At 30.0% G+C, this 23,805-nt stretch carries 33 protein-coding genes; 1 reads left to right on the top strand and 32 read right to left on the bottom strand.

The features are described from left to right. The 29 genes from JG776_RS11010 to JG776_RS10870 form a co-directional block, all read right to left on the bottom strand. The coding region (locus JG776_RS11010; RefSeq protein WP_291967473.1) for a hypothetical protein at window positions 1-260 on the bottom strand (260 nt) is incomplete at its 3' end. 94 nt (window positions 261-354) lie between these two features. Next, a complete protein-coding gene (locus JG776_RS11005; protein WP_291967471.1) occupies window positions 355-690 on the bottom strand; it encodes a hypothetical protein in 336 nt (111 codons plus the stop codon). Window positions 691-787: 97 nt separating this feature from the next. Continuing rightward, window positions 788-1,180: a hypothetical protein gene (locus JG776_RS11000; RefSeq protein ID WP_291967469.1), complete on the bottom strand. Its 393-nt coding sequence runs from the start codon at window positions 1,178-1,180 to the stop codon at window positions 788-790. A gap of 245 nt (window positions 1,181-1,425) precedes the next feature. Then, on the bottom strand, window positions 1,426-1,701 hold the full coding sequence (locus JG776_RS10995) for a hypothetical protein (RefSeq protein WP_291967467.1): 276 nt from the start codon (window positions 1,699-1,701) through the stop codon (window positions 1,426-1,428). A gap of 4 nt (window positions 1,702-1,705) precedes the next feature. After that, entirely contained in the window at window positions 1,706-3,760 is a 2,055-nt protein-coding gene (locus tag JG776_RS10990) for a phage tail tape measure protein (protein WP_291967465.1), read from the bottom strand. 1 nt (window position 3,761) lies between these two features. Beyond that, complete coding sequence (locus JG776_RS10985) at window positions 3,762-3,980, bottom strand: hypothetical protein (RefSeq protein WP_291967463.1); 219 nt, start codon at window positions 3,978-3,980, stop codon at window positions 3,762-3,764. 44 nt (window positions 3,981-4,024) lie between these two features. Continuing rightward, window positions 4,025-4,375: a hypothetical protein gene (locus JG776_RS10980; protein WP_291967461.1), complete on the bottom strand. Its 351-nt coding sequence runs from the start codon at window positions 4,373-4,375 to the stop codon at window positions 4,025-4,027. 51 nt (window positions 4,376-4,426) lie between these two features. Further along, window positions 4,427-4,984, bottom strand: coding sequence for a hypothetical protein (locus tag JG776_RS10975; RefSeq protein WP_291967459.1), 558 nt, complete (start codon window positions 4,982-4,984; stop codon window positions 4,427-4,429). A 15-nt stretch (window positions 4,985-4,999) separates the two neighbouring features. After that, complete coding sequence (locus tag JG776_RS10970) at window positions 5,000-5,374, bottom strand: hypothetical protein (protein WP_291967457.1); 375 nt, start codon at window positions 5,372-5,374, stop codon at window positions 5,000-5,002. A gap of 7 nt (window positions 5,375-5,381) precedes the next feature. Continuing rightward, complete coding sequence (locus tag JG776_RS10965) at window positions 5,382-5,693, bottom strand: hypothetical protein (protein ID WP_291967455.1); 312 nt, start codon at window positions 5,691-5,693, stop codon at window positions 5,382-5,384. Further along, the gene (locus tag JG776_RS10960) at window positions 5,683-5,985 is read right to left on the bottom strand and encodes a hypothetical protein (RefSeq protein ID WP_291967453.1); all 303 of its coding nucleotides are present in this window, start codon (window positions 5,983-5,985) and stop codon (window positions 5,683-5,685) included. The genes JG776_RS10965 and JG776_RS10960 overlap by 11 nt, the downstream gene beginning before the upstream one ends. Further along, window positions 5,975-6,280, bottom strand: a complete 306-nt coding sequence (locus JG776_RS10955) for a phage head-tail connector protein (protein WP_291967451.1) — start codon at window positions 6,278-6,280, stop codon at window positions 5,975-5,977. Before JG776_RS10955 ends, JG776_RS10960 begins: the two co-directional genes overlap by 11 nt. Window positions 6,281-6,283: 3 nt before the next feature. After that, on the bottom strand, window positions 6,284-6,529 hold the full coding sequence (locus JG776_RS10950) for a hypothetical protein (protein ID WP_291967449.1): 246 nt from the start codon (window positions 6,527-6,529) through the stop codon (window positions 6,284-6,286). Between the two features lie 22 nt (window positions 6,530-6,551). Next, a complete protein-coding gene (locus tag JG776_RS10945) occupies window positions 6,552-7,478 on the bottom strand; it encodes a hypothetical protein (RefSeq protein WP_291967447.1) in 927 nt (308 codons plus the stop codon). A gap of 25 nt (window positions 7,479-7,503) precedes the next feature. Continuing rightward, the gene (locus tag JG776_RS10940) at window positions 7,504-8,076 is read right to left on the bottom strand and encodes a DUF4355 domain-containing protein (RefSeq protein ID WP_291967445.1); all 573 of its coding nucleotides are present in this window, start codon (window positions 8,074-8,076) and stop codon (window positions 7,504-7,506) included. Window positions 8,077-8,181: 105 nt separating this feature from the next. After that, window positions 8,182-9,072 (bottom strand): minor capsid protein, encoded by an 891-nt coding sequence (locus tag JG776_RS10935; protein WP_291967443.1) that lies wholly within the window; start codon window positions 9,070-9,072, stop codon window positions 8,182-8,184. Next, window positions 9,065-10,339 (bottom strand): phage portal protein, encoded by a 1,275-nt coding sequence (locus JG776_RS10930; RefSeq protein WP_291967441.1) that lies wholly within the window; start codon window positions 10,337-10,339, stop codon window positions 9,065-9,067. Before JG776_RS10930 ends, JG776_RS10935 begins: the two co-directional genes overlap by 8 nt. A gap of 10 nt (window positions 10,340-10,349) precedes the next feature. Next, complete coding sequence (locus tag JG776_RS10925; protein ID WP_291967439.1) at window positions 10,350-10,481, bottom strand: hypothetical protein; 132 nt, start codon at window positions 10,479-10,481, stop codon at window positions 10,350-10,352. Between the two features lie 3 nt (window positions 10,482-10,484). Continuing rightward, window positions 10,485-12,221, bottom strand: a complete 1,737-nt coding sequence (locus tag JG776_RS10920) for a hypothetical protein (protein ID WP_291967437.1) — start codon at window positions 12,219-12,221, stop codon at window positions 10,485-10,487. 95 nt (window positions 12,222-12,316) lie between these two features. After that, window positions 12,317-13,660: a stalk domain-containing protein gene (locus JG776_RS10915; protein ID WP_291967435.1), complete on the bottom strand. Its 1,344-nt coding sequence runs from the start codon at window positions 13,658-13,660 to the stop codon at window positions 12,317-12,319. A gap of 567 nt (window positions 13,661-14,227) precedes the next feature. Further along, window positions 14,228-14,476, bottom strand: coding sequence for a phBC6A51 family helix-turn-helix protein (locus JG776_RS10910; protein ID WP_291967433.1), 249 nt, complete (start codon window positions 14,474-14,476; stop codon window positions 14,228-14,230). A 38-nt stretch (window positions 14,477-14,514) separates the two neighbouring features. Beyond that, complete coding sequence (locus JG776_RS10905; protein ID WP_291967431.1) at window positions 14,515-14,733, bottom strand: hypothetical protein; 219 nt, start codon at window positions 14,731-14,733, stop codon at window positions 14,515-14,517. Beyond that, window positions 14,723-14,896, bottom strand: a complete 174-nt coding sequence (locus tag JG776_RS10900) for a hypothetical protein (protein WP_291967428.1) — start codon at window positions 14,894-14,896, stop codon at window positions 14,723-14,725. Before JG776_RS10900 ends, JG776_RS10905 begins: the two co-directional genes overlap by 11 nt. 114 nt (window positions 14,897-15,010) lie before the next feature. Continuing rightward, on the bottom strand, window positions 15,011-16,462 hold the full coding sequence (locus JG776_RS10895) for a hypothetical protein (RefSeq protein ID WP_291967426.1): 1,452 nt from the start codon (window positions 16,460-16,462) through the stop codon (window positions 15,011-15,013). Then, window positions 16,422-16,643, bottom strand: coding sequence for a hypothetical protein (locus JG776_RS10890; RefSeq protein ID WP_291967424.1), 222 nt, complete (start codon window positions 16,641-16,643; stop codon window positions 16,422-16,424). The genes JG776_RS10895 and JG776_RS10890 overlap by 41 nt, the downstream gene beginning before the upstream one ends. Before the next feature lie 196 nt (window positions 16,644-16,839). Then, entirely contained in the window at window positions 16,840-17,037 is a 198-nt protein-coding gene (locus JG776_RS10885; RefSeq protein ID WP_291967422.1) for a DUF5659 domain-containing protein, read from the bottom strand. A gap of 20 nt (window positions 17,038-17,057) precedes the next feature. Continuing rightward, window positions 17,058-17,267, bottom strand: coding sequence for a hypothetical protein (locus tag JG776_RS10880; RefSeq protein ID WP_291967420.1), 210 nt, complete (start codon window positions 17,265-17,267; stop codon window positions 17,058-17,060). A 158-nt stretch (window positions 17,268-17,425) separates the two neighbouring features. Next, window positions 17,426-17,629, bottom strand: coding sequence for a hypothetical protein (locus JG776_RS10875; protein WP_291967418.1), 204 nt, complete (start codon window positions 17,627-17,629; stop codon window positions 17,426-17,428). 233 nt (window positions 17,630-17,862) lie between these two features. Beyond that, window positions 17,863-20,853 (bottom strand): hypothetical protein, encoded by a 2,991-nt coding sequence (locus JG776_RS10870; RefSeq protein WP_291967416.1) that lies wholly within the window; start codon window positions 20,851-20,853, stop codon window positions 17,863-17,865. A gap of 553 nt (window positions 20,854-21,406) precedes the next feature. Here JG776_RS10870 and JG776_RS10865 point away from each other — a divergent pair. After that, window positions 21,407-21,982 carry a helix-turn-helix transcriptional regulator gene (locus tag JG776_RS10865; RefSeq protein WP_291967414.1) on the top strand — a complete coding sequence of 192 codons (576 nt, stop codon included), beginning with the start codon at window positions 21,407-21,409 and terminating at the stop codon, window positions 21,980-21,982. Between the two features lie 122 nt (window positions 21,983-22,104). Here the strand turns inward: JG776_RS10865 and JG776_RS10860 are convergent, their stop codons facing one another. The 3 genes from JG776_RS10860 to JG776_RS10850 form a co-directional block, all read right to left on the bottom strand. After that, the gene (locus tag JG776_RS10860; RefSeq protein ID WP_291967412.1) at window positions 22,105-22,371 is read right to left on the bottom strand and encodes a hypothetical protein; all 267 of its coding nucleotides are present in this window, start codon (window positions 22,369-22,371) and stop codon (window positions 22,105-22,107) included. A gap of 77 nt (window positions 22,372-22,448) precedes the next feature. Beyond that, window positions 22,449-22,748, bottom strand: a complete 300-nt coding sequence (locus JG776_RS10855; RefSeq protein ID WP_291967410.1) for a CopG family transcriptional regulator — start codon at window positions 22,746-22,748, stop codon at window positions 22,449-22,451. Window positions 22,749-22,830: 82 nt separating this feature from the next. Continuing rightward, on the bottom strand, window positions 22,831-23,805 hold a 975-nt coding region (locus JG776_RS10850; RefSeq protein ID WP_291967408.1), incomplete at its 5' end, for a recombinase family protein.

Here is a 23,805-nt window from a genome sequence, read left to right as displayed (position 1 = left end):
ATTCTGTTCTGTATGCTTTCGGCAAAATCCATGATAGATATATCTTCATTTTTATAGTTCTTCATAAGGTTTGGATTATTAGCAATTGCTTCAAGTACACTTAAAACAGTAGAATATATCGCCCTTTTAGCGGTGTTTGACGTTGGGTCATAATCAGCACTAGGATTAGTAATACCGTTTTCCTGTGCAAGTATGCTTAATTCATTATCGGTAAAGGTAATATCCTGTAATTCAAGTTTAATTCTTTCAAGGTAAGTCATAGTAAATTCCTCCTGTACTTGTTTTTGACATAAAAAAAGTACCTTTATCCAAAAGGTCAAAATGTTCTCTTGAAAGGTACTTTAAATTTATAAATTAATTATTATTTGAAGTTATTTCATTGATTTTCTTATTAATAGCACATAATGCTTTAAGATAAAAATTAATTTTATCTTTTACATTATTACATTTTTTCTCAATCTCGTAATGGTTAATTTTATTCTGTTGCATAAGATAATTTTCATAAAAACAACCTTTTACGTAATTTTTATAATCTTGAATAATAGGATTTATTATACTTTCAAGTTCTCTTATTATTTCATTTTTAATTTCATTATAAATTTCTAAATCAATTTTGGCATTTTTAGCGGTATCTCTATTAAATACCAAAGAATTACTTGTTATTAATTCGCATTTTTCAATTATATCCATATAAATACACCCCACATTTGTATTTTAAAATCTGGTTTTTCAGATATTAAATAAAAGATATAGTGAATCAATTAACTAAAATAAACATATACATTTATTAATATCTTTTCCCCGCTTCCCATTTTTTTCCACACATTAAACAAGTAATTATAACTTTTCTGCTACCAATTAATCCTCCTAATAAACCAACGGGACCTAATAATAAACCTCCTGCTGCTGCTTTTCCAAGTCCGAAACCTTTATTACCTGCTGCAATTTGAGTTGAACCACACCTCGGACATTTTAATATTATATTATTAGAGGAAGTAGCAATATTTTTGGAATCACCAAATATAAAATCAGAAACATTTCCACAAAAACATCTTATTGGAGGATTTAATTTAAAACCTTCATTTGTAGAATTACAATATTCTCTCTTAATTTTTAATACTTTGTTACATTTCTCACATTCAGCATTTATATAATTACTATCTTCGCTAAAATATTTCATTTAAACCCCTCCCTTTAATCTACCTTATAATATACTTTTTTTATTATACCATACATTATAGTTGAATAATATCTATTATGAAAAATTTTTCAAACGGTGAGAAATAGGTTTGCTAGCGGCACAAAAATCAAAATGGGGTATCAAAATGTATGTTTAATTACATTTTTGTAAAACAATAGTCAATACTAATTTTTTAGAAGAAAAAATAAAGGTATTGCTGCGTAGTAATACCTTTAAAATTTTTTCTAATAATCGTTGAGTTTGGGTCTCTTACATTTTATATATTTAAAACTAAAGTTATTGTTTGCTATCTCAATCAAGACAATATCATTAACCGCTAAGTTTAAGCCTTCAACTGCATATATATTATGTATATTATCATTTATCTTGACTTTATAAGAACCATCTTGATTAGTTCCAATAATAACGCCAAATTCAGTTTTATTATATTTTGCTTCTCCAATTAATTTCTGGATGTATTTATTTAAAGATTTTACAAAATCAATTAAATTTGCTGTCATAACATCACCCGTATTGAATCATTAATTGATTTAGTTTTCTGAACATTTCAGAAGGATCATTTGCATGAATGTGTAAATTTTCAAAATGATAATGCGTTTCTTTCGTTTGAGGCTGTACTGTTTTCATTTCATTGTTGGAATTATACGGATTATATTTTGCAGGTACTATCATTTCACCCTTATGAATAAAAGCTAGCCCGTCATTAGGCACAAATGGCGTTCCTACGTCATAACTGGGTACAGTATATGTAGTGCTACTATTGCTAGACATTTTCGATTGACTTTGTTGCCAGAAAAGCAATTTGCTTTTAAGCCAGGAAACAGTATCGTTAACCCATGATTTTATGTTGTCCCATACTGATTTTAAGCCATTCCACATGCTGTTGAATATGTTAACTCCAATGTCATAAAACGATTTACCAAGATTGTTAAACCATTTGAAAAGATTATTAAAAGAATCTGAAAACCAACTAGTAATACTGCTCCAAATTAATTTTATGCCTTTCCACAACCCATTCATGATATTTTTGCCAAGTGTTGTGAAAGTATTGACTGCTATTGTAAGTATTAGTTTTATAGCATCTATAGCAATATTAAAAGTATTTTTTATCAAGTTCCAGAAATTTTGTGCAATGCTAACTAATGCTTTTCCCATTCCTTCCCAGTCGCCTTTTAACAACGCTGTGAAAAACTGGAATATGCCTTTTATGATGTTTAAAACTGATTCAATATTAGTTTTCAATGCTATAAAATATTTCTGAGCAAATGCAACTATATCAGCACCCCATTTATTCCAAAATGTTTTAATAGCATCAATAAAAATCTGAATAAACTGCTGTATTGAACCTAATGTTTCAGTTATTATTTGTTTAATATTACTAAAACTAGTATTAGTTGAAGATTCTGTTTGAGAAAAAGTCGCTATTATATTTTTTATTATTTGAATAAATGGATTCAATATATTTCCGATAAAATTGATTGCATTTTCAACGTAACCTACAATTACAGGCATGTTTGCAGTTACCCACTTTAAAATTTCATTTATTACAGGCATGAATTTTTCGCCCAATTCTTGCACTAATCCAGTAAACTGCTTTTTGGCTAATTCTATTTGAACATTTAAGTTATTATCAAATTCTGCGCTTGCTTTTGTTACCGTACCTGCTGCACTATCCATAGTCACAATGAAATCTTGTAGATTTTTCGTACCGTCTAAGGCATTAGCCATTGCCACGCCTGCTCTAGCTCCGAACAATTCAACTGCTTTTTGCGCTCTTTCTGTAGGGTCTTTTATTGATTGGATATCAGCTAAAAGTTTTCTAAATTCTTCAGGTGATTTTACTTGTTTAGCTGCATATGTGAAAGCTGTCATTGCTTGTCCTGCATCCAAGCCAGACGAAGCAAAAAGATTCATAATTCCGTTTGTTTCTTCGAAACTTAATCCTAGTGCTTTCGCAGCAGGAGCAACACCCTTTAAGGCTTCCTGAACCGCTACTAAATCTGTCCCGAATTCTTCGTTTGATTTTTTAAGCATGTCTAACGATTTTGCGGATTCTTCGGCTGTCAATCCCCAAGCATCGCTAATATCATCTATAGCTTGAACAACATCAGTATTTGCTTGCCCTGTTGTTTTTGCATAGTCCATGTATGCCTGTTGATACTTTTTAATCTCATCCGCAGTCAAACCCATGCTTTTCTTTAACTCTGCTGCTGTTGCTACTATATCTTCCATGCTGTCAGTATTAGTTTTATATAAATCCTGCGCTAATTTTCGTATTTCTTCTACATCTTGAGCGTTTGCGCCTGTAGAAGCTTTAAATTTGCTCATCTGCTCATCTAGATCAGCAGTTGCTTTAATTCCTGTTGCAATTGTTCCTGCGATAGCTGTACCAACTGCAGCAAGTCCACCTACAACAGATACCTTCAAAAAATCGGTTAAACCGCTCATTTTGCTTTTAAAACCTTCTGCTTTTTCTTCTGCTTCCTTCATGCCCTTAGAAAATTTTTCATCGTTCAACTCTATATTAAAACTATATGTCGCTAAATCAATAACTGACACATTACCCCTCCTTTCTTACAAGAGGTCTTATTCTTTCCCAATCTGGCTCTGTTTGCTTTAATCTTTCTGTTTTTCTTAGTTCTTCTGCGTATTCGGGATTTTGCATTAATTCAAACATTTTAAAATGCTTGAGCAAGGACAAAAATACTGCATAAGGAAGATTCATAATCTCAAAATAGCTCATTCCGCTTTGTTTTATAAGAAATGCAATATTAGCCATCATTTCAATTTCATTATTATTTTCATAAGAAACCCCCGAACCTTTTAATTTGATTCGAGGGAATTCGAGTTTGGGTCTTCCGCTATCTCCTTAACATGCTTCATCATTTCGCTTATAATGATTTTCAAGAATCTAATATCATCAAATCTCTCTTTAACAAAATCAATTGTAATATTTTTACTTTTGTCTAAACTCAATATATCAGTAACTATCTGCTGCATCTTTTCAAGTGCAACTGCTTCATCTTTGATTTTCTGAATATCTGCTGCATATTTCGATAACTTTATAACAAATTGAGTTGATATTTCCCCAGGAATGGTATAGCTTTCGCCCTGTGTATCCTTAAAAATAAGAGGGTCTTTCACTAATACAGATAAATCTATTATTTTACTCATTTGTTACATTCCTCCATTATTAAAATTTTAAAAGGGTAGAATATACTACCCTTAATCTGTAAACGTCTCAATGAATTCAACATAATTTCCGCTATCGTCTGCTAAAGCAACAAATTCATAATCAACAGTTAGAGGCTTTTCATCATCAAAAGTAAACGACAAATCTCCGTCGAATTGTGCCTTGTAGATGTTTACCGTCAATGAACCGCCTGTTTTCTTTTTGTGTACAAAACGCAAATAAATAATAGGAGCATCGTCTTTTATATTCAAAACGAATTTTTCTTTGCCAGTAGTTTCATCTTTAGTGAAAGTTGAACCCAGTAAGTATTTAGCAACATTTTTCATAACCCATGTCATTATACCAGTGCTAAAAGTGACTTCTTTGTCTACTACAAACTTTCTAATAAGCCCCCTATTTGCTGCTTTTACTTCTTTTTTCTCGGTTTTTATCTTAATTGAAGCACCTGATTCAATTGCACCTATATTAACAAGTGCTTCTTCTTCCTGCGTCGTAAGATTAGACAAATCTGCTATTTCGCTTGCTAATCCGATGTATAATTCACCCGAACCCAATATGATAGGCTCACTGGTCTGATAATTCATTGCCATGATAATCATCCTTTCCTATATTTTTATCAAAAAATACAATATTATTTCATAGTTTCCTGTTTCTGGATTTTTTGCCATACCGCCACCGTTCAATAATTTTGTGTTGCGTATTGTTGTATCATTATCTTTTATTATTATCTCATTTCTGGTATCATCGAGAAGTTCAATTAATTTTTGACGAATCGTTAAAAGCTTGTTTAAATCTTTGCCAATAATGTTAAATTCAATCTGATAATCTTTTATATAGCCACCGTTTAATTCTTTATATTTATAGATGATATAATTATCCGCATTTATTTCTTTTGGCTTTTCAATCAACCAAATAAATTGACCGCCAAGAAGATTAATTAATTCTGTATTTTCTATGAGATATTTCCTTATTACTTTCAAATCTATATCACTCCTTTTCCGGAGCTAAAACTTCCGCTATTTTCCTTTTTATGTTTTCTAAATTTTGGTCTACTGCTGGCTCTAAATATGGTTGATGCTTCTCAGCCCAATACGCATATTCTACATTAGAACCTATAGAACCTTTTGTTATATTTTCTTCTGTCTTAACGGCATGTGTAAGACTCCTTTTTAGCGTGCCTGTGAAAACAGGACAAAGTAACTTTGCGTCTGCTTCAACTATTAATAAGCTTTCTAAAACCGCTTTTTCTCTTGCTTTTTTGATTCTCTCTATTTCATTTTGAAACGGACTATTGCTCATATAACATCAACTCTATGTAGTCATCCCATTCTATTATTTTTTTGATAACAAATCTTTGATTATTATATCTCACATAGCCACCTATTTTTAAATCAAGATCTAAATCACAAAATACACGCTTTGTTACCTGTTCATTATAGCCGTAATCACGATATAACAAATCAGAAGAATACGGCTGCACATCACAATCTATAGTTTTTATGACTGTTTCTTGCCCAGGATGATAAATTCCGTAATCGTCTGTGTAACCTTCGGATATTCCTAAAACTTCAATTTGTTTATCATAAAACATATTCGCCCACCACCTTTATTTTAGGCTTAGGCAATATAGCTTTAATCGAATTCGGAATACCGTCAACAATAGATTGCGACCTTGAACCCTGCGTCATTGAAGTAATACCGATTTTATCTTTGTTTTTGTAAAAATAAATTGCTAAATCAACAATAGCGTTATTATATTCTTCGGGAATTATGTCTAAGCAAGAATAGTTTTTGACTGCCAGTATTGATTTTTCTATATAGAAATTCAATATAGTATCTTTATAATTATCTGTAATTCCTAATAATAATTTCATTAATTCAAGCATGTTTTATCCCTCCAACTTCTGGAGTTCAGCAATTATTTCCGCTTTCTTTTTCTCAGCAACATCTACACCCTTTGACATTGCATATCTTCGTAATTCTTGCCAGCCCATTTTTTCATATTTGTTTTCTACAACCGCATTATTTTTATCATCAAGGGTCTGCACTAACGCAAACCCCTGATGTATTAATTCATCTCTCTTAGCGGCTGTATCAACAATTTTTACTACATTCAATTTCTGTAAAACAAACATTGATACAACCTCCTGTTAATCATTAAGCTAATGCCTGCTTGATATTGACGAATATACCATTTAGTTTATTATGAGGGATGAACAAATCGTGATATTTCCTCAAATCAATCTTCCAAGCATGTGCTGTCTGATTGACAGAAGGGTCAAATATCCTAGGAGTATCAGTTTTAGAAACTGCTATTACTGCGTTCTGTGCGGAAATAATCCAGTTAATATCCTTTGCGCTTGCATCAGCCTCAAAACCGCCTGCTTCCTGTCTTAAAGTTGTACCATCTTTGAAAACATAAGCAGTTTTCATTCTAGAAGAAGGCACACGAACAACAGGAATACCATCAATGCTTTTTACTTTCATTGTTGCGTTACCCTGCACAAAATCAACTACTTCAAGTTTCTTTTCCATTTTATCAGCAGTATCAAGTATTCCAGCAATTGCCATATTCAAAGATATAACAAGAGGCACACCTTCTCCCACAATGTCATATACTGCATATATATCATTCATTAATCTTGTTAAAATATCGCTTGTGCTTGCAGTATATCCACCGCTTGCCCTATTGTTAGCTATTGCAAGAGAAGCAATTTTGCTGTACCTGTATGCGTCAACTTCGGGAATTACCTGCGAACGCTGGAATTCGCCTAAAACTGCGCCTGCTGTTGCAACAAAGTTAGTTTCGTCAACATCCATAGCATCAAGTGTAAATGTTCTGCCTCTGTCCATTGTCAAAGTGTGTGTTTCGTACGAAAGATTAACTGCACCTTTTACAAATCCGTTGCTTCTGTCATAATCAGCAAGCCCATCCATTATTACCTTAGGTATCTTAACTTCATTACCGCCATTATATTTAACCAAATTGGAATTAAGTTCCATCCATCCTGATGTTGCACCTGCAACCATTTGAGCATCAAGCTCTGTCTGAAAAACTTTTGCATATTCTATAGTATTTGCCATAAAATCACCTTGTCCTTTCTTGAAATTAATAGTTATTTAAAGCTTTTCTGAAAATTTCTTGAATAGATTTCTTATCTGTGTTTTGTGATATTGGAGGAATGTAAGAATTGTCTTTTATTTTTTCTTGAATTGCTTCTTGTAGATGTTTGTTAAAGATTTTTTCAAACTTTTCAAGATTTTTAATTGTGTTTTCTTCATCGTCTGCGATAAAATAATCGATTAAATCTGTCGGTAACTTCTTTTCAGTTGCTATTTTCAAAGCTTTGTTAGTCAATTCTTTTCTGATAGCTTCTGACTTTATTTTTTCAAGTTCTGCTTTGACTTTCTCAAGTTCAATATCCTTTTCAGATTTTTCAGGAAACCTCTTTTTGATTTCCTTTTCAATCTCTTTTTCAAGATTATTTTGTTTCCAGGTTTCTAATGCTTTTGAGAAGAATTTGTCATTGATTCTTGAAATGAATTTCTTTCCTTCTTCCTCTTCAATCCATTTTTCAACCTTCTCCTGCGTTACTTTGCCCAGTTCCGCAAGATAAGATTTTAATTCTTCATTCTCATTCATATTTGTTTCTATCCATGTTTTTACTTCGTTAAACTCCATAATTAACCCCTTTCCTGCCCTTATAGTTCATCAAGCCCTATAAGTGCAATTTATTTTTAAAAATATGATAAAAGCCTTAAACTTACGTCTAAAGCTCAATTAACGTTAACTAATGCCCTTGAATTTTGCCCATGTTTCGTAATCGAAATAATCAATTATCGGTTTTGTGCCTGTTTCATCTTTGATGTTTTCTCGCTTTCTTGTTGGATTCCAGTTTTCAACAACAGGTATAATACAGCTTCTACAGCCGACATGAGTATCTTCGGGAATTTTAGGCTCATCACCTAACTGGAAACGCTTGCCATCAAGGTTTTGACATATCTCAGATGTTTTCTCATCTAACGTTGCGTCAAACATTACTTCCTGCACAACTCCCGATTCTTCGTATATATCGCTTTGTGCCTGTGTGACACAACGGGCAACTTCGTTAAAAATAAGCCGTTTTGATTCATAAGCCGATACGCCAAAATCATTTTTTATTTGTCTTGCAAGCTTTTCAGGAGATTTTCCTTCAATCATAGCTCGCTCAACATCACGTTTTACCCTTGACACAAGCTTTTCTTTGTTGTTCCAGATTCTATCTGAAAACATCTCACCCTTAACCGGCGTTTTGACTGCCGCATTAATGAATTCGGGTCTTAGAATACTGAAATTAATTGATTTTTCAATGCCTTTTTCAACAAGAAATGCTGTTTTATAATAAGAATCCTTATAAACGTCAGAAAGAATGTTTGTTGTATGTTCTAAGTCAATATTGCCAAGCTCTTTTGCTTGCTCAATCAATTGTTTTTCAAGCTGTTTTAATACTGTATAACGCTGTTGCTTGCTTATTTTTAATTCCCCATCTTCGCTATATTCCATATAAATTTTTGCAATTTCAGCCCTCACATCATCTAAAGCCCTCTTATATGCCTGCAATATAGGTTTTATATTCTTTGTAGCGTGTTTTTCTGCTTCCTGCCTGATTTTTTGAATATCTTTTTTAATATCACTCATCTACAACAACCCCATCAAGGTTTATTCCTTCAAATAATTCCTTTTCTTTCATGAATTGCTCTAATTCAGCGTCAGGATTTTCAACAAAAGGTAATAATGATAATGCTGTTTTCTGAGATATAGTGTTTTGAAGTTGTGTTATTACCTGTGCTATTGCGGCCAAGTCTGAAGGCACATTTGGACTGAATTTCAATTTGATTGTCCTATAGTCATACTTTTGATTAGTCGTTAGCTCAATATACTCAAAAAATCTTTTTAGTCTTTGTTTTATAACAACTTCTAATTGACTCTGCATTAGTGAGCATTTGTTCTCAAGAGAAATAAGCCTGCTTCGCATAGCTAAAGATGAAGTATTTGACTGCATTTTCTCTTGATTGTTGATATGTGAAGCAATTTGATATATTTTTTCTTCGATTGTTGTGAGTAAATTCTGAATAAAGCTGTCATTCAGATTTTTAATCAGGAAATTAACACTTGCGCCTGCTGGCACTTGTATAACACCCGATTTTTTCATTTTTAATAAATCAGTTTCTTCTACTTCTGCGCCAATAATAGTAAAAAAGGCATTTCTAAAATCCGAACATTCGTTTACTAAGTCGGAAATAACGTTATTATAAGCATCGTTAAGAGATTTTATATCGTCTATTTCCGATTTTCTTTCTGCATTGCCCTGCATTATATTTACAGGCACACCTTTAAAAATATGGGTATTTTCGCCTATTAAGTTTAAATTATCGCTTTTTAATTCATAGTGTAATATCCTATCGGGCAAATACACATCAAGGAATTCTCTGTCGGTTACAAACTTTTTACTAAATAAATGCAAAGCTAAAAGTACATTTTTATCCGCTGTTTCATCCTCCAAAACATAGCAGTTAAGCGGATTTAATACTGTTGCCCTGAATTCTCCGTCTCTGTTTATGTATTCTAATTCATACGATTCCCCGAAAATTTGAGATTGTTTCAAAAGTTCCTGATCATGTACTTTTGACCAATGAGAAAAATTCAAATCAATAAGATGTATCAACTCAGTATCGTTCACAAAAGATATATAATTAACAGGATTAGCCAAAACATAGGATACTTCTTCCAGGATGAACCTTCTCGGAAAATTGACAACAACTTTCATATTGCTCCTTGCGTCTTGCATGGCATAGTTATATAAAATATCATGTTCGCCGTTGAAATATCGCTCATATACTTTATATTTAGCCTGCCTGTTTCTCAACTCATACAGGCAATCTTTTATTATTTTTTCATCTATCAATATATCACCTTCATTCTTTGCATATTCTTACATTACCGCCAAAATAAGTATTACAAAGCTTTATATAAGCTTCTGGACACCGCCAGAAAAGATAATCAGCAATTGTTATTATGCTTTCATAAGTTCTATCTTGAATTAACATTTATTACCTCCCAAAAAGCAAACTTCTATCAAAAAACTTCAAAGGTTTTATTACTTTTATTTCATCAATCCTTGCATCAAGCATTTCTAAAGCATCAGCAGCATCATCATGTCCTACTTTTGAACCTCTATATTCAAGTATTTGATTATAAAAGTCTTCATCTTCCTCGCAAAAGATAATAAAGCCATTATTGACTTTTCCTGCAATAGCCCTAATACGATTTTCTTTATTTCTTAGCTGCCTTTCTTCAACAATAACAATATTCCTATACTTTAACATTGAATCTTCATCAACCAATTTTTGCAACTCTGCTGCAAATCTGCCTTGAAATGTGTTTCTTTCGATTATGACATGAGTAATTTCAGGATATTGTTTTAGCAATTCAAAAACTGTTTTTACTGATTCATCGAATTCTTTTTTGTATATCATGCCTTTTCTAATATATCTATGTCCGCTTAATCCTCTGCTGCCTATACAAACCGCCGTATAATCGTTATTTTCGCCTGTCTCTACTGCACAATCAACAGTCATCATAGTCCTGTCAAATTCAATTTTTTCCATTTCCATCCTGGGAATTGTTTTGACGTTGAAGAAACATCTTGAACCGCTTGAATTTTCTGCAATATTCATCATTTCTTGCTTAAAAGCATAAGGATTATTGAAATAGCTGATAGCTAAAGATAAGCAGTCCCATTTATCAGGCCACAAAACAGGAAATTGCATTTTGTCGATATTGTCATAATAATAATTCTTTGCATCTATTTCAGCATATTGATTTTTGTTATCAAAATATATTTCTTTGAATTTAGTCCAGTATTCATCACTAAACAAAGCATCTATATCATTAACAAGAATAGCACGCTTGATAATGCTTTTAAAACTCTTTTCTTTTAACAATCTTGAAATAAAACAATCCGGAGCTAAAACAGTCCCACAAACCAGAAATTTTGTTGCCGATTTTATAACTTTTCCGTCTCTTACAATCGCTTCATCACCAGCAAAGAGTATATCTTTTGTAAAAGTATCCCATTTCTTTTGCTTTGCTTCGTCAGTCACTATATCGTTAAGCCCCTGCGTATCGTCTAATATAATCCTATCAGGTCTCTTGCCTAAATGCTTCCTGCCTCTTATACTTGATGTGCTTGACAAAGCAAGTATTTTACAGTTGTTTGTTAAATGCAGTTCATTCTTATTTACTGTGAAATTCTTTGTATCAATTAACTTTCCGAATGTATAGAGAATCAATTCATTTTCTTCAAGTTGCTTTCGCACATCAAAAATAAAGTTTTGAGCATCCGCTTCAGTTTTACCCATAACAATCTGAAAAAATCCTTTTCCATAAACTGCCTGATGAATAACTGTTGCAAGTGTTACTATTGTACTTTTCGCAAATCCCCTAGGTAAACATAAAACTAATCTATCAAATTCATCCTTGATTAAGCATCTTTCTAATAAATCCCAAACTTCAAAATGCGTTTCTGATAATTGTCTGGCTTGATTATTTGGCTTCGATACAAATATATCCTGAAGCCACATCATGCAGAAATATTCAAGTGATTTTTGCCCTAGCCACCAAGCTAGGCCGCCATAATCGAATAATGTATTCTTATTTTTTTTAATCAAAGCTAATGCCTTTTCTTTAGCTTGCTGCTCACTTATTTGTTTTTCTTCAGTAAGATATTTTTGCAAATATTTATATAAAAGCTGTTTGTTTTCTATTGTGTTTATGACATCTTGCATAGTTCCTCCTTCCGCTGAAAATGGGCATAAAAAAAGACCTTACTAAGAAGGTCATAAAATAACTATACTACATAAATTAGTAGAATAACAATTATTTACAATTCATCATCAATATCAGGATACCATCTAAATATTGATGGCTTAGTAGAATTATATATATCATTTATATCTACATTTAATATATCTGGTTCGTCATAATTAGTCCAACTATAATAACGTCTTGTTTGTAAATCAATTTTTAAATTTGGGTATTTATACCACGAATCATAATAACCACCATAGAACTTTTTATTTGGCATTGCAGAAATAACCGCTTTCGCTAAATTCTCTTGATGGTTTTTTAACTCTTGTCGTAATTGATTTTTTTGTTTATCAGTATATTTTATGCTAGTCATAGCGCCTTCAAAAAAATCGTATTCATATCCAATTTGAATCCAATAATCGTACTCTATAAATGATCGAGTGTTTTCTACAATATTAAAAGTAAACTTAGTAGTACCTATACATGTTTTTAGTTCTGAATAATTGGTTTCTAAAAATGTTTTTAACTCTGAAAGTGAACTAATATTTCTATTGCTAGTAGTTAATGTAGACGTAGGAGTTGATACTGGATCAGATGTAGATGTTGGTGCAATAGAAAAAAATAATTTATTGCCATTAGATTCTAAATCTAATGCCACAACAGGTTTCTCATCAGAATTATCAACAATAAAAACTTTATATCCTTCGTATTCAACATTACTAGTTATTTCGTTTTCAAAGCTTGGCTTTATACCTCTTATCCAACGAAAATCATTATCATATTTTATACCTTTACTATTATATTCATCAAAATTTAATAAATATAAATTAAAACTATTTGCATTACTTATATTTTTAATTTTAATCTTAAATTTAGCTAAAACATATTTTTTCCCATCTGGAGCTGCCTCATTGTACTTATCAGCAGACTTTATTATATTCCATGCTTCATTGCCAGATATAACTTCAGTTAATCCTATATTAAATTCAATCGTACCAGAATATCCTAATTTATTCATAGTCATTTTTACATCAAAAAAATCATTTACTCCCGCAGGATTTGTAAAAGAATTTCCTCTTGAGGACGGAATTTGTATTGGTTCTGTTGTCGGTACTGACGTTCCCTTATCATTTACACTAGCTGTTTTTGTTTTACCATCCCAAGTAACTTCTTTACCTAATAATTCTGCAAGCTTCCTCATAGGAAGATATGTAGTTCCTTTATATGATATACTAAAAGGTACTTTTTCCCCATTTGAAAGAGTGTAACTGTCTCCTATTTTTGCTACTTGAACCCCATTTATTTTAATATTTACAGAGTTAAATAAAACGTTTATAGAATCTGCAAAAACATTAACGTTTAATAGTAGTATACATGATACAACAAAACCAATAATAAATCCTTGTAATCTTTTCATTTTCTTCAACTCCCATATAAGTATTTTTTGTTATTATATCATATAATTAACAACATGTGTATCTCGGAGTTGAAAAATATTATAAAAAATTGTGGAGATAACCTGACCGCCTTCTCCCTCTGTGAATTTAGAAGGATACCCCCTAATCAATTTCCAGTTTTTTATTTTGTTAATTCCTTCACATTATACAAAATAGTTCAAATGTCTAATTATCATTCAATCTAATCTTGATTTCAGCTTGTTTTAGCCGATTATCGGCGATTTTATCTCTGTGAAACATTCAATTTTTTGAACAAAATTCTGATAATACAATCTCTTATTTTCTTTAAATTGCTTTAATTTTCTATGCTGTTTAATTCTAAAATTAGCTTTTTTTATCCATCAAATGGAATTATTAACAATGTTTTGATGGGAATTATACCCATAAATGGAATTAGAAAATGTAATACAATAGATATTTAATTACATTCTATTCGTAACATAATGCATATTATATAAGCAATTATTCTTCAATCTGTTCCACTTCTTCAACCTGCTTTAATTCTGCTTCTATCATATCATCATCTATTATGTTGTAGTCATGGCAAGCTTCCAGTATTCTTCTATCGCAATCGGCAATCTATAATAAAACTCTTTTTGACACTGGTCTTTGATTTCCTGCAAGCGTTCGTTTAGTTTAGCAATAAATTCCTCATCTTTGCTCAGCCACTTGTGTAATGATGTTCTCGACACCCCTACAAGCTTTGCAACTTCTGTTTTTGTGTACTCTCCACTTGCTAAATAATCTATCGCTTGAAGCTTTTTATCATCTAACATTCGTTAACCACCTCCAATTTACAAGTTGACAATATATGCTAATTTAACATACTATTCTTTTCTCCTAATGCTGCCCATTGACATAATACAGGATAATATTCTGTATATATTTCATCAAGCATTTCTTTTAACTCAATTGAAATATTTATAATTATACTTTTTTCTTCATCCGTCATTCTGTCATATTCTCCACCTGTACAAGATACTATATCATCAATGATTTTTTGATACTCTAAGAATTGTTTTTCACTTATCATATTTATCTCCCTTTTTTAACTCATTGAGAAGTTCATTTTTTGATTTTGCTAATTCTTTTTTTAGACAACCCCAGATTCTTTTCATTAAAATGTTATTTTCGGTATGAATAATGCTAATAAGCATTTGCTCTAACTCAACATCTGACAAACTATTATTTTCCATATAATACCTCCTGTTTTAAAATTAATTTAAACAAACTAAAATTAGCAGGTAATAATTTTATATTACCTGCATGAAAAAATGGCTATAAAATAAAAATATAAAGCGTACAACAAACTAAAAAGGCAAGTCATCATTTTCATATTCTTCTATATATACATCTTTATATTGATTATTTGTCATTCGCTCAGCAACTATATTATTAATTACATCATGCTGCAAAAATGTGTTTAAAGTTTTACCATATTCTTGCAATTCAAAAAATACATCAATATTTTTTCGCCAACAATATAATGTTGCTTCTATACCAAAGTCACTACTCAATAATTCAATCATTTCTGCATATTTTCTGATATCACTTACATAAAAATCTTCTTTTTCCCAGTAATTACGACCAAAGCAGGAATAATATTTATCAATAAAATATTGTATTATCTCTTTAATGTTATTATCTATATGTGCATACTCTAGATTATTTTCTTTATTATCTACAACAGAAAAATTGTTTAATTTGTTAATTTTACTAAGATAGTTTTTTATTATATTGTCACTCAAAAAATGATGAATGTTCCCATCTGTTTCTAGGTTACTAGAAGAAAAATGATAATCAATTAATTCAATCCACATTTCACTATTTATGCCATACCTAGAAGATAAATCATCTATCTTTGAATATACATTTTGATTGTTTATCTTACTATGGATTTTTTTATATGCTATTTTATATTGCTCAAGATAGTAATTAATAATCATATCTTTTGATAGTGTAGATATCTTATTATTTACAACTAAATAATGATAATCATTATTTTCTTCTTCAACTGCTAAAAGAGAATTAATAAAATTATTTTCTTTTCTAGTATCATTATTATCATTTTCTCTGTTGTAGGAAATATTATTAATTAATTTATTATTTATATTATTATTATATTCTTTTATTATTTCATTATTATTATTTATATTTTTATTATTATTATTTATTATTCGGTATTGATTCGTATATAATGGCATATTGATATCAATATACTGCATATCGTTTTCAATATACTGTGTATTGATATCAATATCACTGTTTATTGATTTCGATATACTGTCATATTGATTTGTATATACTGATATATTGTTATCAATATTATTGTTTTCCATAGTATTGATATCCATATTATTGATATCAATATACTGATAATGTCTTATTTTTTTCTTTAGTTGTTCTATTTTTTCTTTGCCTTGTTGCAGATACTTGCTTAATTCAGCATCTAAAACAGTAATATATCGCTTCTTTGGGAAGCCTGTAATAACACACTTAATTAAATTTAATTTTTCTAGATTCTTTATAGCGTTTGTTTGTGCTGTTTGTGATAGCCCTGTTGATATTTTGAGGTCATCATACGTGCAGTACATATAACCATCATTTAGCATATTTTCTTTTTCATAGTAATTATATTTTGATACAAGTTCACAAAAAACAATTGCTTCATTTAGTCCAATTGATGCAATTAGATTTTTATTTACAGCAATAAATCCTCCATTATCTTCCATTAGTATTTTTTGAATTTCTTCCGCTCTCAAGAATATCCGCTCCCCTTTCTTTAAAATTCTTTATTTCTTCCCAGATTTCCCCTGTGTTCTCAAAGAAAAATACTGTAGCAACATAATTTTTCCTGTCGGCTTTGAAATCAACTAATTTGAAACCTTTTTTAAATAAATGTCTGGCTAAACTTGGTGTGTATATAACTACACTATTATTCATGCTTTCTACTCCTTTTAGGTTTATTTTCTGTTTTTTGGCAAGGGAGCGTTACCGCTCCCCAGGCTATTTCCTCGTAGCCTTCTTTTATCGAAGCCCAGTTAGTTTTCTTTTTTGGTCGGAGGAAGGCGGATTTGCACCGCACAAAACTAACAAAACTTACTAATTATGCCAATAATAGCTGCGTGAAAATTACAAGTTATTTATTTGTATCTTCTGCACTTGCAGAAGTTTTTGACTTAGATATGTATTCCTCGAACACTCGTTCAATTTCTGGCGTTCGTTCAAAATACCATATTTTAGTTTTTTTGAAGTTGTTAAACTTAAATCCTTTTTGTGTTAAATATCTCATCATGCTATTTGTATAGACTTTCAAATACTTTTTGTTATTTTCCATATTTTCTATATCCTCCCATATTATTCATTATATAAATCATTAACAGGATTAAGGATGTCATCCAATTCCTGCTTGATTTCATGGTAAAAGTATTTCAAATCCTTTGTTTGCTGAAGCAAGTTATCATCAACAAATTCAAAAATCAAGTTTAAATAAATCAAGTGCTTTTTAGATAGTCGAATTAAATAATTATTTTCATCCTCAACAATGTATTTTCCTATATATTCCATATTTCGATAAAACCTCACTTTTATTAATTTTTAGCATAAAAAAAGGTTTTGAGGCTGCACGAATAAGTACAGCCTGCATCGAGAGATTATTTTAATCATTATAGAATGAAAGGAGAATGCAAAAATGACTGATAATATATTAACGCAAAATGCGTTAATTAGCGTAATAATGAGAATCTATCGTCCAAAAAGTCATTTAACATTAATAATTGTTCTTCTGGAAGATTAGCTGTACCAAGTTTGAATTTATTTAGCAAGCTAACATTAATCCCCAGTTGTTTTGCAACAAAATTACATTTAAGTCCGTAAGTTTTTAGATAGAATCTAAATTTTTCTCTGACTTCGCTTTGTTTTAGTTTCATAACCTCCCCTACCCTTATAAAAAATTGTATGAATTTTTTAAAAAAATTTTCTTGACATATTGTGTTTTAATATGATAGTATTATCGTAGAGATTTTATGCGTTGATTTTCTCTCCATTAGATAGAGAATTGGAAAATTGCCTTCTAATACAGTAATTAAGCAGGTTTCAAGGTATTTTTCGGAAAATAGAAATTTATCTTGAAAATACCTTGAAATGCTTGATATTACTGTGTTTATGCCGATTTTTGATATTTGTGTTTCTTTGCACATTTTGAACAATATTTTTGTGCATTGCTCTGCTTTATTATTTCTTTTCCACAATCAATACAGTTGATATATTGCAGTCTATTATTTTGTTGTTTCTGTCTCATTATTTTTATCTTTGATAGATTTTTTCTTATATTCTTCACTATCTCAAAACCGAAAATTTCCCACAAAAGCGTTTTATATGCCTTTCCTTTAAGATGTACTAGTAACATATCAACAATATCCTTAATCTTATACTGCGAAAATTCTTTTATAAATTCTTGTCTTAAATCTGCATACATAGCCTGTATTGCTTCTCTTTCTGCATTTTTGTTTTTCCTGAAAAACTCATTTTTTCTATTATCAAGTTTTTGGTATAATTGTATTACTTTTTCATCTACTTTGATTTTAGGATTATTCATCAAAAATTTGTAGTAAAACTTTGTTGCAGGAAATGTATATTTTTCTTTTGTTTGTTCCTCAAATATTCTGCAAATTCTGTTTACTGTGCTATTGTTGATTTTTGCAACCTTATTTTCATTTTTATTTTTTGCATACTTGAAAAAATAAGGCAATGGCTCTTTCGATAATTTGTTTATTTTTTTCTCTAATTCTGGAGACAATTTAGGCATATATTTTGTTTTAGCCGCATCGATTGAAAAATTTGTTAATGCTGTAAGTATTTTTATCAAATTTTCATCTTCTTCAGTTCTATTTTCTTTGTTCCATAAAATGCTAATCATGTTTGAATATTCGCCAATTTTGCCGCCATATTCAAAGGCTTTTTTCAGGCTAGCATAAATTGATTCTTCGCTTATTTGTTCTGCGCTTGCCTTTGCCATTTTATAAAAAAGCGGCCTTATTTTCTTTTCCTTTAGTTTTCTTTCTGCTGCCTGAACAATAACAGGTTCTGCGATTACTAAAGCAATGTCTCCATCCACATCAAATTGTAAAATTTTGCTTATTGAATCGTGTATGCTTGTATATATGCAAGTTGTATCAAACCATTTCTTAGCTTTTTCACTTAGATTATTGATTCTGACAGCATGTTCAAATGATAAATGCGGATTTCTGCATACATCAAGCTTTTGATTGTTATTATAAAGTTTGCAATACATTTCGCCTTCTTTTAATAAACCTTCTGGCTTATCTGTGTTGCAAAATAACCACTCGCAAAAAGCATACAAATCAGGAGCAATGAATACATATCTTGATTCCGCTATTTCTATTTTTCCTGCTTTTGCTTGTTTCCTTTTTGAGGCAATAGTATCTTGTAAAACTTGCTTAAAATAAGGGTCTTTTATGATTTCAGGGTACAATTCAAAAGCTTGCTGAAAAGCATTTCTGTTCTTTATTCCTGCATTTATAATTTGTTTCATCGCTTCAATATCTGTATGAGCCGCCTTTAAAAAATCTAATGTCTTTTTAGTTATAGCCTTAATTTCATCATCAGTCAAATCAAGCGTTTGAAGCATTTGATAAGGCATTTGCTTGTCTTTGTATTCTTCTATCGCTAGCTCTCGAGAACATATACCTGCTGTGCAACCATATTTTTTGAACGCTTCTTTGTATTCTTGCCAGTTATCATAATATTTGCACATCTTGAACATCGACTTTGTAAATATATACTTTATCGGCTTTCCGCTAGCTTTCTGATTAGTTAAACACTCGCCTGTCAATATATTCCATTCATCGTCATATATATCTTTAACAATATGCTTTGCCTTTTCATGTTCATTAATAAATCGTACAAAATCAAAAGGCACTATTAGCCCTTTGAGCCAGGGTGCTCTAAACACAAATGCTTTTTTACTAGTTTCCGGCAAGCACATTCCGCATCCATCTGTATGAGTGATTTCTATATCTTCTTTTGTAGGTGTTATTGTAAAATTTTCTGTATCAATATAATTAACTTCCTCGTTTATTTTTGTAGAAAAATCGTCTACAACAATACATTCATCAATGTCAAATCCTTTGAATTCATCTGTTGCTGACATTGTTAAAGCTTCATAGGCCAAAAACTTTGTGATGTTGCAACCTTTTTCATTAGTTTCCTCATTTACAACAGTTTCATTAATTCTGTCAATGCTTAGCCCGCATAATAATGTTTTTTCTTTAGCTTCAAATATTTCTTTATTAATCGAAACTATTTTTTTGTCCCTTATCTGCCCTGCTGATGATGTGAAAAACTTATATTTTCTATTTTTGAAATAGAATCCGTTTTCAATCAACTGTTCAAGCACATTGTAATAATAAACATCTATAATAAAAATATCTTCTGTAGTTGTACCTGTTTCAATTCCGAGTGTTCTTGTAAGAAAGCTATCAAATACCGCTACTTTTTTTGTTATTTTTATTTCTTTATCATTTTCTCCAGTCTTGCCTTTTTTAATGATAATATGGTCTTTAATTCTTTCTTCGTTGAGAGTTCTAATTCTTTTATTTTCAGATATTACATCGTCTTTAAGCAAAGCATTAAGCTGATTATATACTTTGTTTAATGATTCTAATAATTCTTTTTTTGTTTCATCTGTCTTTTGAATCTCAGAGATTAAATTCATCAAATTGTTTTTAGTTTCTTCAATGTTGTCACATTGAATATTATATTTTTTTATTATTGCAATTGCTTTATCAATATGTTCAGTATTGATGTTTTTGAGCATATTTTCTTTTATATTCTCAAGTTTTTGAATATTTGACTTAATTAATTCTATCTTTTTATTACTAACCATATTTTGTAATTTTTTAATTCTTTTAACAGCAGATTTTCTTTTTGAATTTTTATATTTTTCAGTTATTTTTTTGGCTTTTTCTATGCACTTCAAATTTTGATTTTTTACATTAATTATATTTTCGATTTTTATAATGTTACTTCTTATTTTTTTGTAATAGTGCATTGTATTATATATTTGCCTTTCATCGTCTGTAAAAAAATCGCTTGTATCTACATTGTATACATAAACCTGCTTTTGCAACAAAATACATTCCCCTTTCGTTTTACGCTGCCAAGTATTTACTTATTTTTTCTTTTACATAATCAACTGAAAAATGCAAAAATGCAAGTGGCCGATGCGGATCAAGCTTTGTGTAGTAATTATGTATCCAAATTTTTACTCTTTGGATATTATTGCTAGTAATGTACTGATTAACAGCATTAATTTTTCTTTTTAGGTCTTCTTCCAATCCTTTCATTAATTCATGTCTTTGCCTTTTTGTTCACAAACATTTTTTAACCATGCGTTTGACCCTCCTATGTTTTTTATGAATTTTTTTAAGTATATCTTTCATTCTCTAATTGTATTATATATCCATACATTATATTTGTCAAGCATATAATTATATTTTTAACATTTATATAATTTATATTGGCAATATTAATTATAAATATAATATTATTTTTTTTTAATATATATCTAAATATCTCTCATTATCTCGATTTTGCTTTAATATTTGCTATATTATATTTATATTAATAATAAATTGCTTGACATTCTTATAAAATATAAATATAATATTGTATGGGTGATAAAAATGAAAGATTATATAATTTTAACTGAAAATATAAGAAATACTATAAAAAGTGAGCGTAAAAAACGTAAAATACCAGGTATTAAATTATCAGAGGAACTCGGCAAATCGCCTGGATATGTTTCCCATATCGAAAAAGGTGTTATTAAAAAAATTAAATATGAAGAATTAGAGAAGCTATTAAAACGCATTTTAAATATTGAAGGTGATGAATTAAAAAATTATATTGATAATTTATTACAAATAAAAGATGACGAACAAGAAGATGATGATTATATAGGACAATTGTCTTTGTTTGACTTTGATTTGCACGATAGATACTACAGGATCATGCGAACAATCAATGATAATCTGACCCAAATATATCGCAAAGTTAACAATCAGGAAGATATGCTCAAATTATTGACAAACTTTAACTTTAATTTAACCTCAATGGGTGCTAACTTTATGTTAAGCCTAATCGGTTTGCCATTTTATGAGATTGGTAATTTATCCCTTGAAGCAAAAAAACAAATGTTTAATGAAATTTTAGATGTTTTTAAAAAATATCTCGACAACAATAAAACTAATAATAAATAAAAAAAAGACACTTTTATTCACTTTTAAAATCAAATCTAGTTTTTGTTCAATCGACGTAACGTCGAATATTATATTTATATTTTGTCGTTATGACTTCCCATGTTAGGAAGTCATTTTTTTGTTTAGTTATAGATATATACACTATCGCCTATTGGTAACTCATCTGTATCAACTTCTACTATTTGCATTTGTCTATGTAGTGCCGATTCTTCGTTGTATTCCTGCAAAATATTCAATACTTTTTGAGCATTTTTTTTTTTAGCATAAAACCTAGTGCCTAATAATCCTGTGTACGTGGTATACAACCATTTATTTTCATTTTTGTTCACCATTTGAAAAGAAAAATCCGATAGATAAGTTTTTGTTTCTTTGTCCTGAATTACGTACATATAAAATCATCTCCTTTAGTTTTTTCTTTAGTTTAACTCATTTTTGCTTATTTGTCAATAAACGGGTATGTAACTAACTATATGCTCAACATCTGTATTGCTTGTCGTATTGCTTCACTTTCTGATATATTTTTTGTCTGACAATATTTTTTTAATCTATCTGTAGTAATTGCATCTAATCTAATAGTTATACGAGTTTCTTTGTTATCGGTTTTTTTAGGTCTGCCTCTACTCAGTGGCTTACGTCTGTATATTTTTTTGTCTGACAAATATTCTATATCTAAATATTTATCCTTGATATAAAACTTTTGGTTGTCTTCAAGCAATTTTTTCCATATTTTTTGGGCTTTGTTTGTACTCTCATTCCAGAGTTTCAAATATTCATCTTTAGATAGGTTATATTTGAGAGGCATTATCTCAGATTGAATTATCATCAAGTTTAGATACAAAAGTAAAAGGTTAAACTTTCCAATCGATGCTTATTTCATCATCTGTAATATATACTTTATTGATTAAACTACTGCATATTTGCTTTTTTTCTTCTAAAGTCATATTTTGCCAATTATCAATTTTTTTAAATATATCATTCATAGATATACTTTTACTATTTTCAAGCGTTAATTTTTGCAATTCTTCAAGTAAACTACTTTTTTGTCTATCTAAAGATGTTATTTTTTCGTTAATATATTTCATAGCAATATCGTTCGCTTCTGCTATTTTCTCCACAAGATTTTCAATTTGTTTATCTATTTCAATTAATTGTAACTTAATCCTATTTATGTTTATATCTTCTTTTACTTGTGTGTCAACGGTTATATGCTTTAGTTGCTTTATTTTTTCAAATAATCGTTCTTCAATAATAGTTTCAACATCACTAACTAAAATAGGTCTTGAATGTCCTTTACATATTTTTAGGTTAGTTTTTCCCCTGCAATTAAAGTATTTATAATTACCTGTGCTTGATTTTATAACGCTAACTGCATATTTACAATATCCACATTTAGCAATACCTGAAAGCCATGTATGTTTACCTTTACCATCATTTTTAATTTGTTTGTTGCTGTCTAGTTTGTACTGGCATAATAACCATGTGTGAGAATCTATAATACCCTCATGTAAAGCCAAAGATAATACATGATTTTCTACTTTTGTATATTTTCTTTCGTTAGAATCCCTTTTACCGTACAAATAGCAACCATTTGTACCAATAAAATCCGATATATCATTACTAATGATACAACCTCTATTTTTATAGTATTGGTAAACATCGGCATCCGCTCTAACATAAACAGGATTATGTAAAATCCTACTAACCTTGTTAGAATCCCACCTTCCACCATCTGGGGCAGGTATATTATTTTCGTTTAAATAATCGCTTATTTTACCTAAAGATGTATTTGTATTAGCATACATTTCATACATTTTAATTAAATA

This window comes from Caloramator sp. (assembly GCF_020054765.1).
GTDB classification, from domain to species: domain Bacteria; phylum Bacillota; class Clostridia; order Clostridiales; family Caloramatoraceae; genus Thermobrachium; species Thermobrachium proteoclasticum.
The sequence above is the reverse complement of the archived record's forward strand: the minus strand, read 5'-3'. Positions and strand labels throughout refer to the sequence as shown.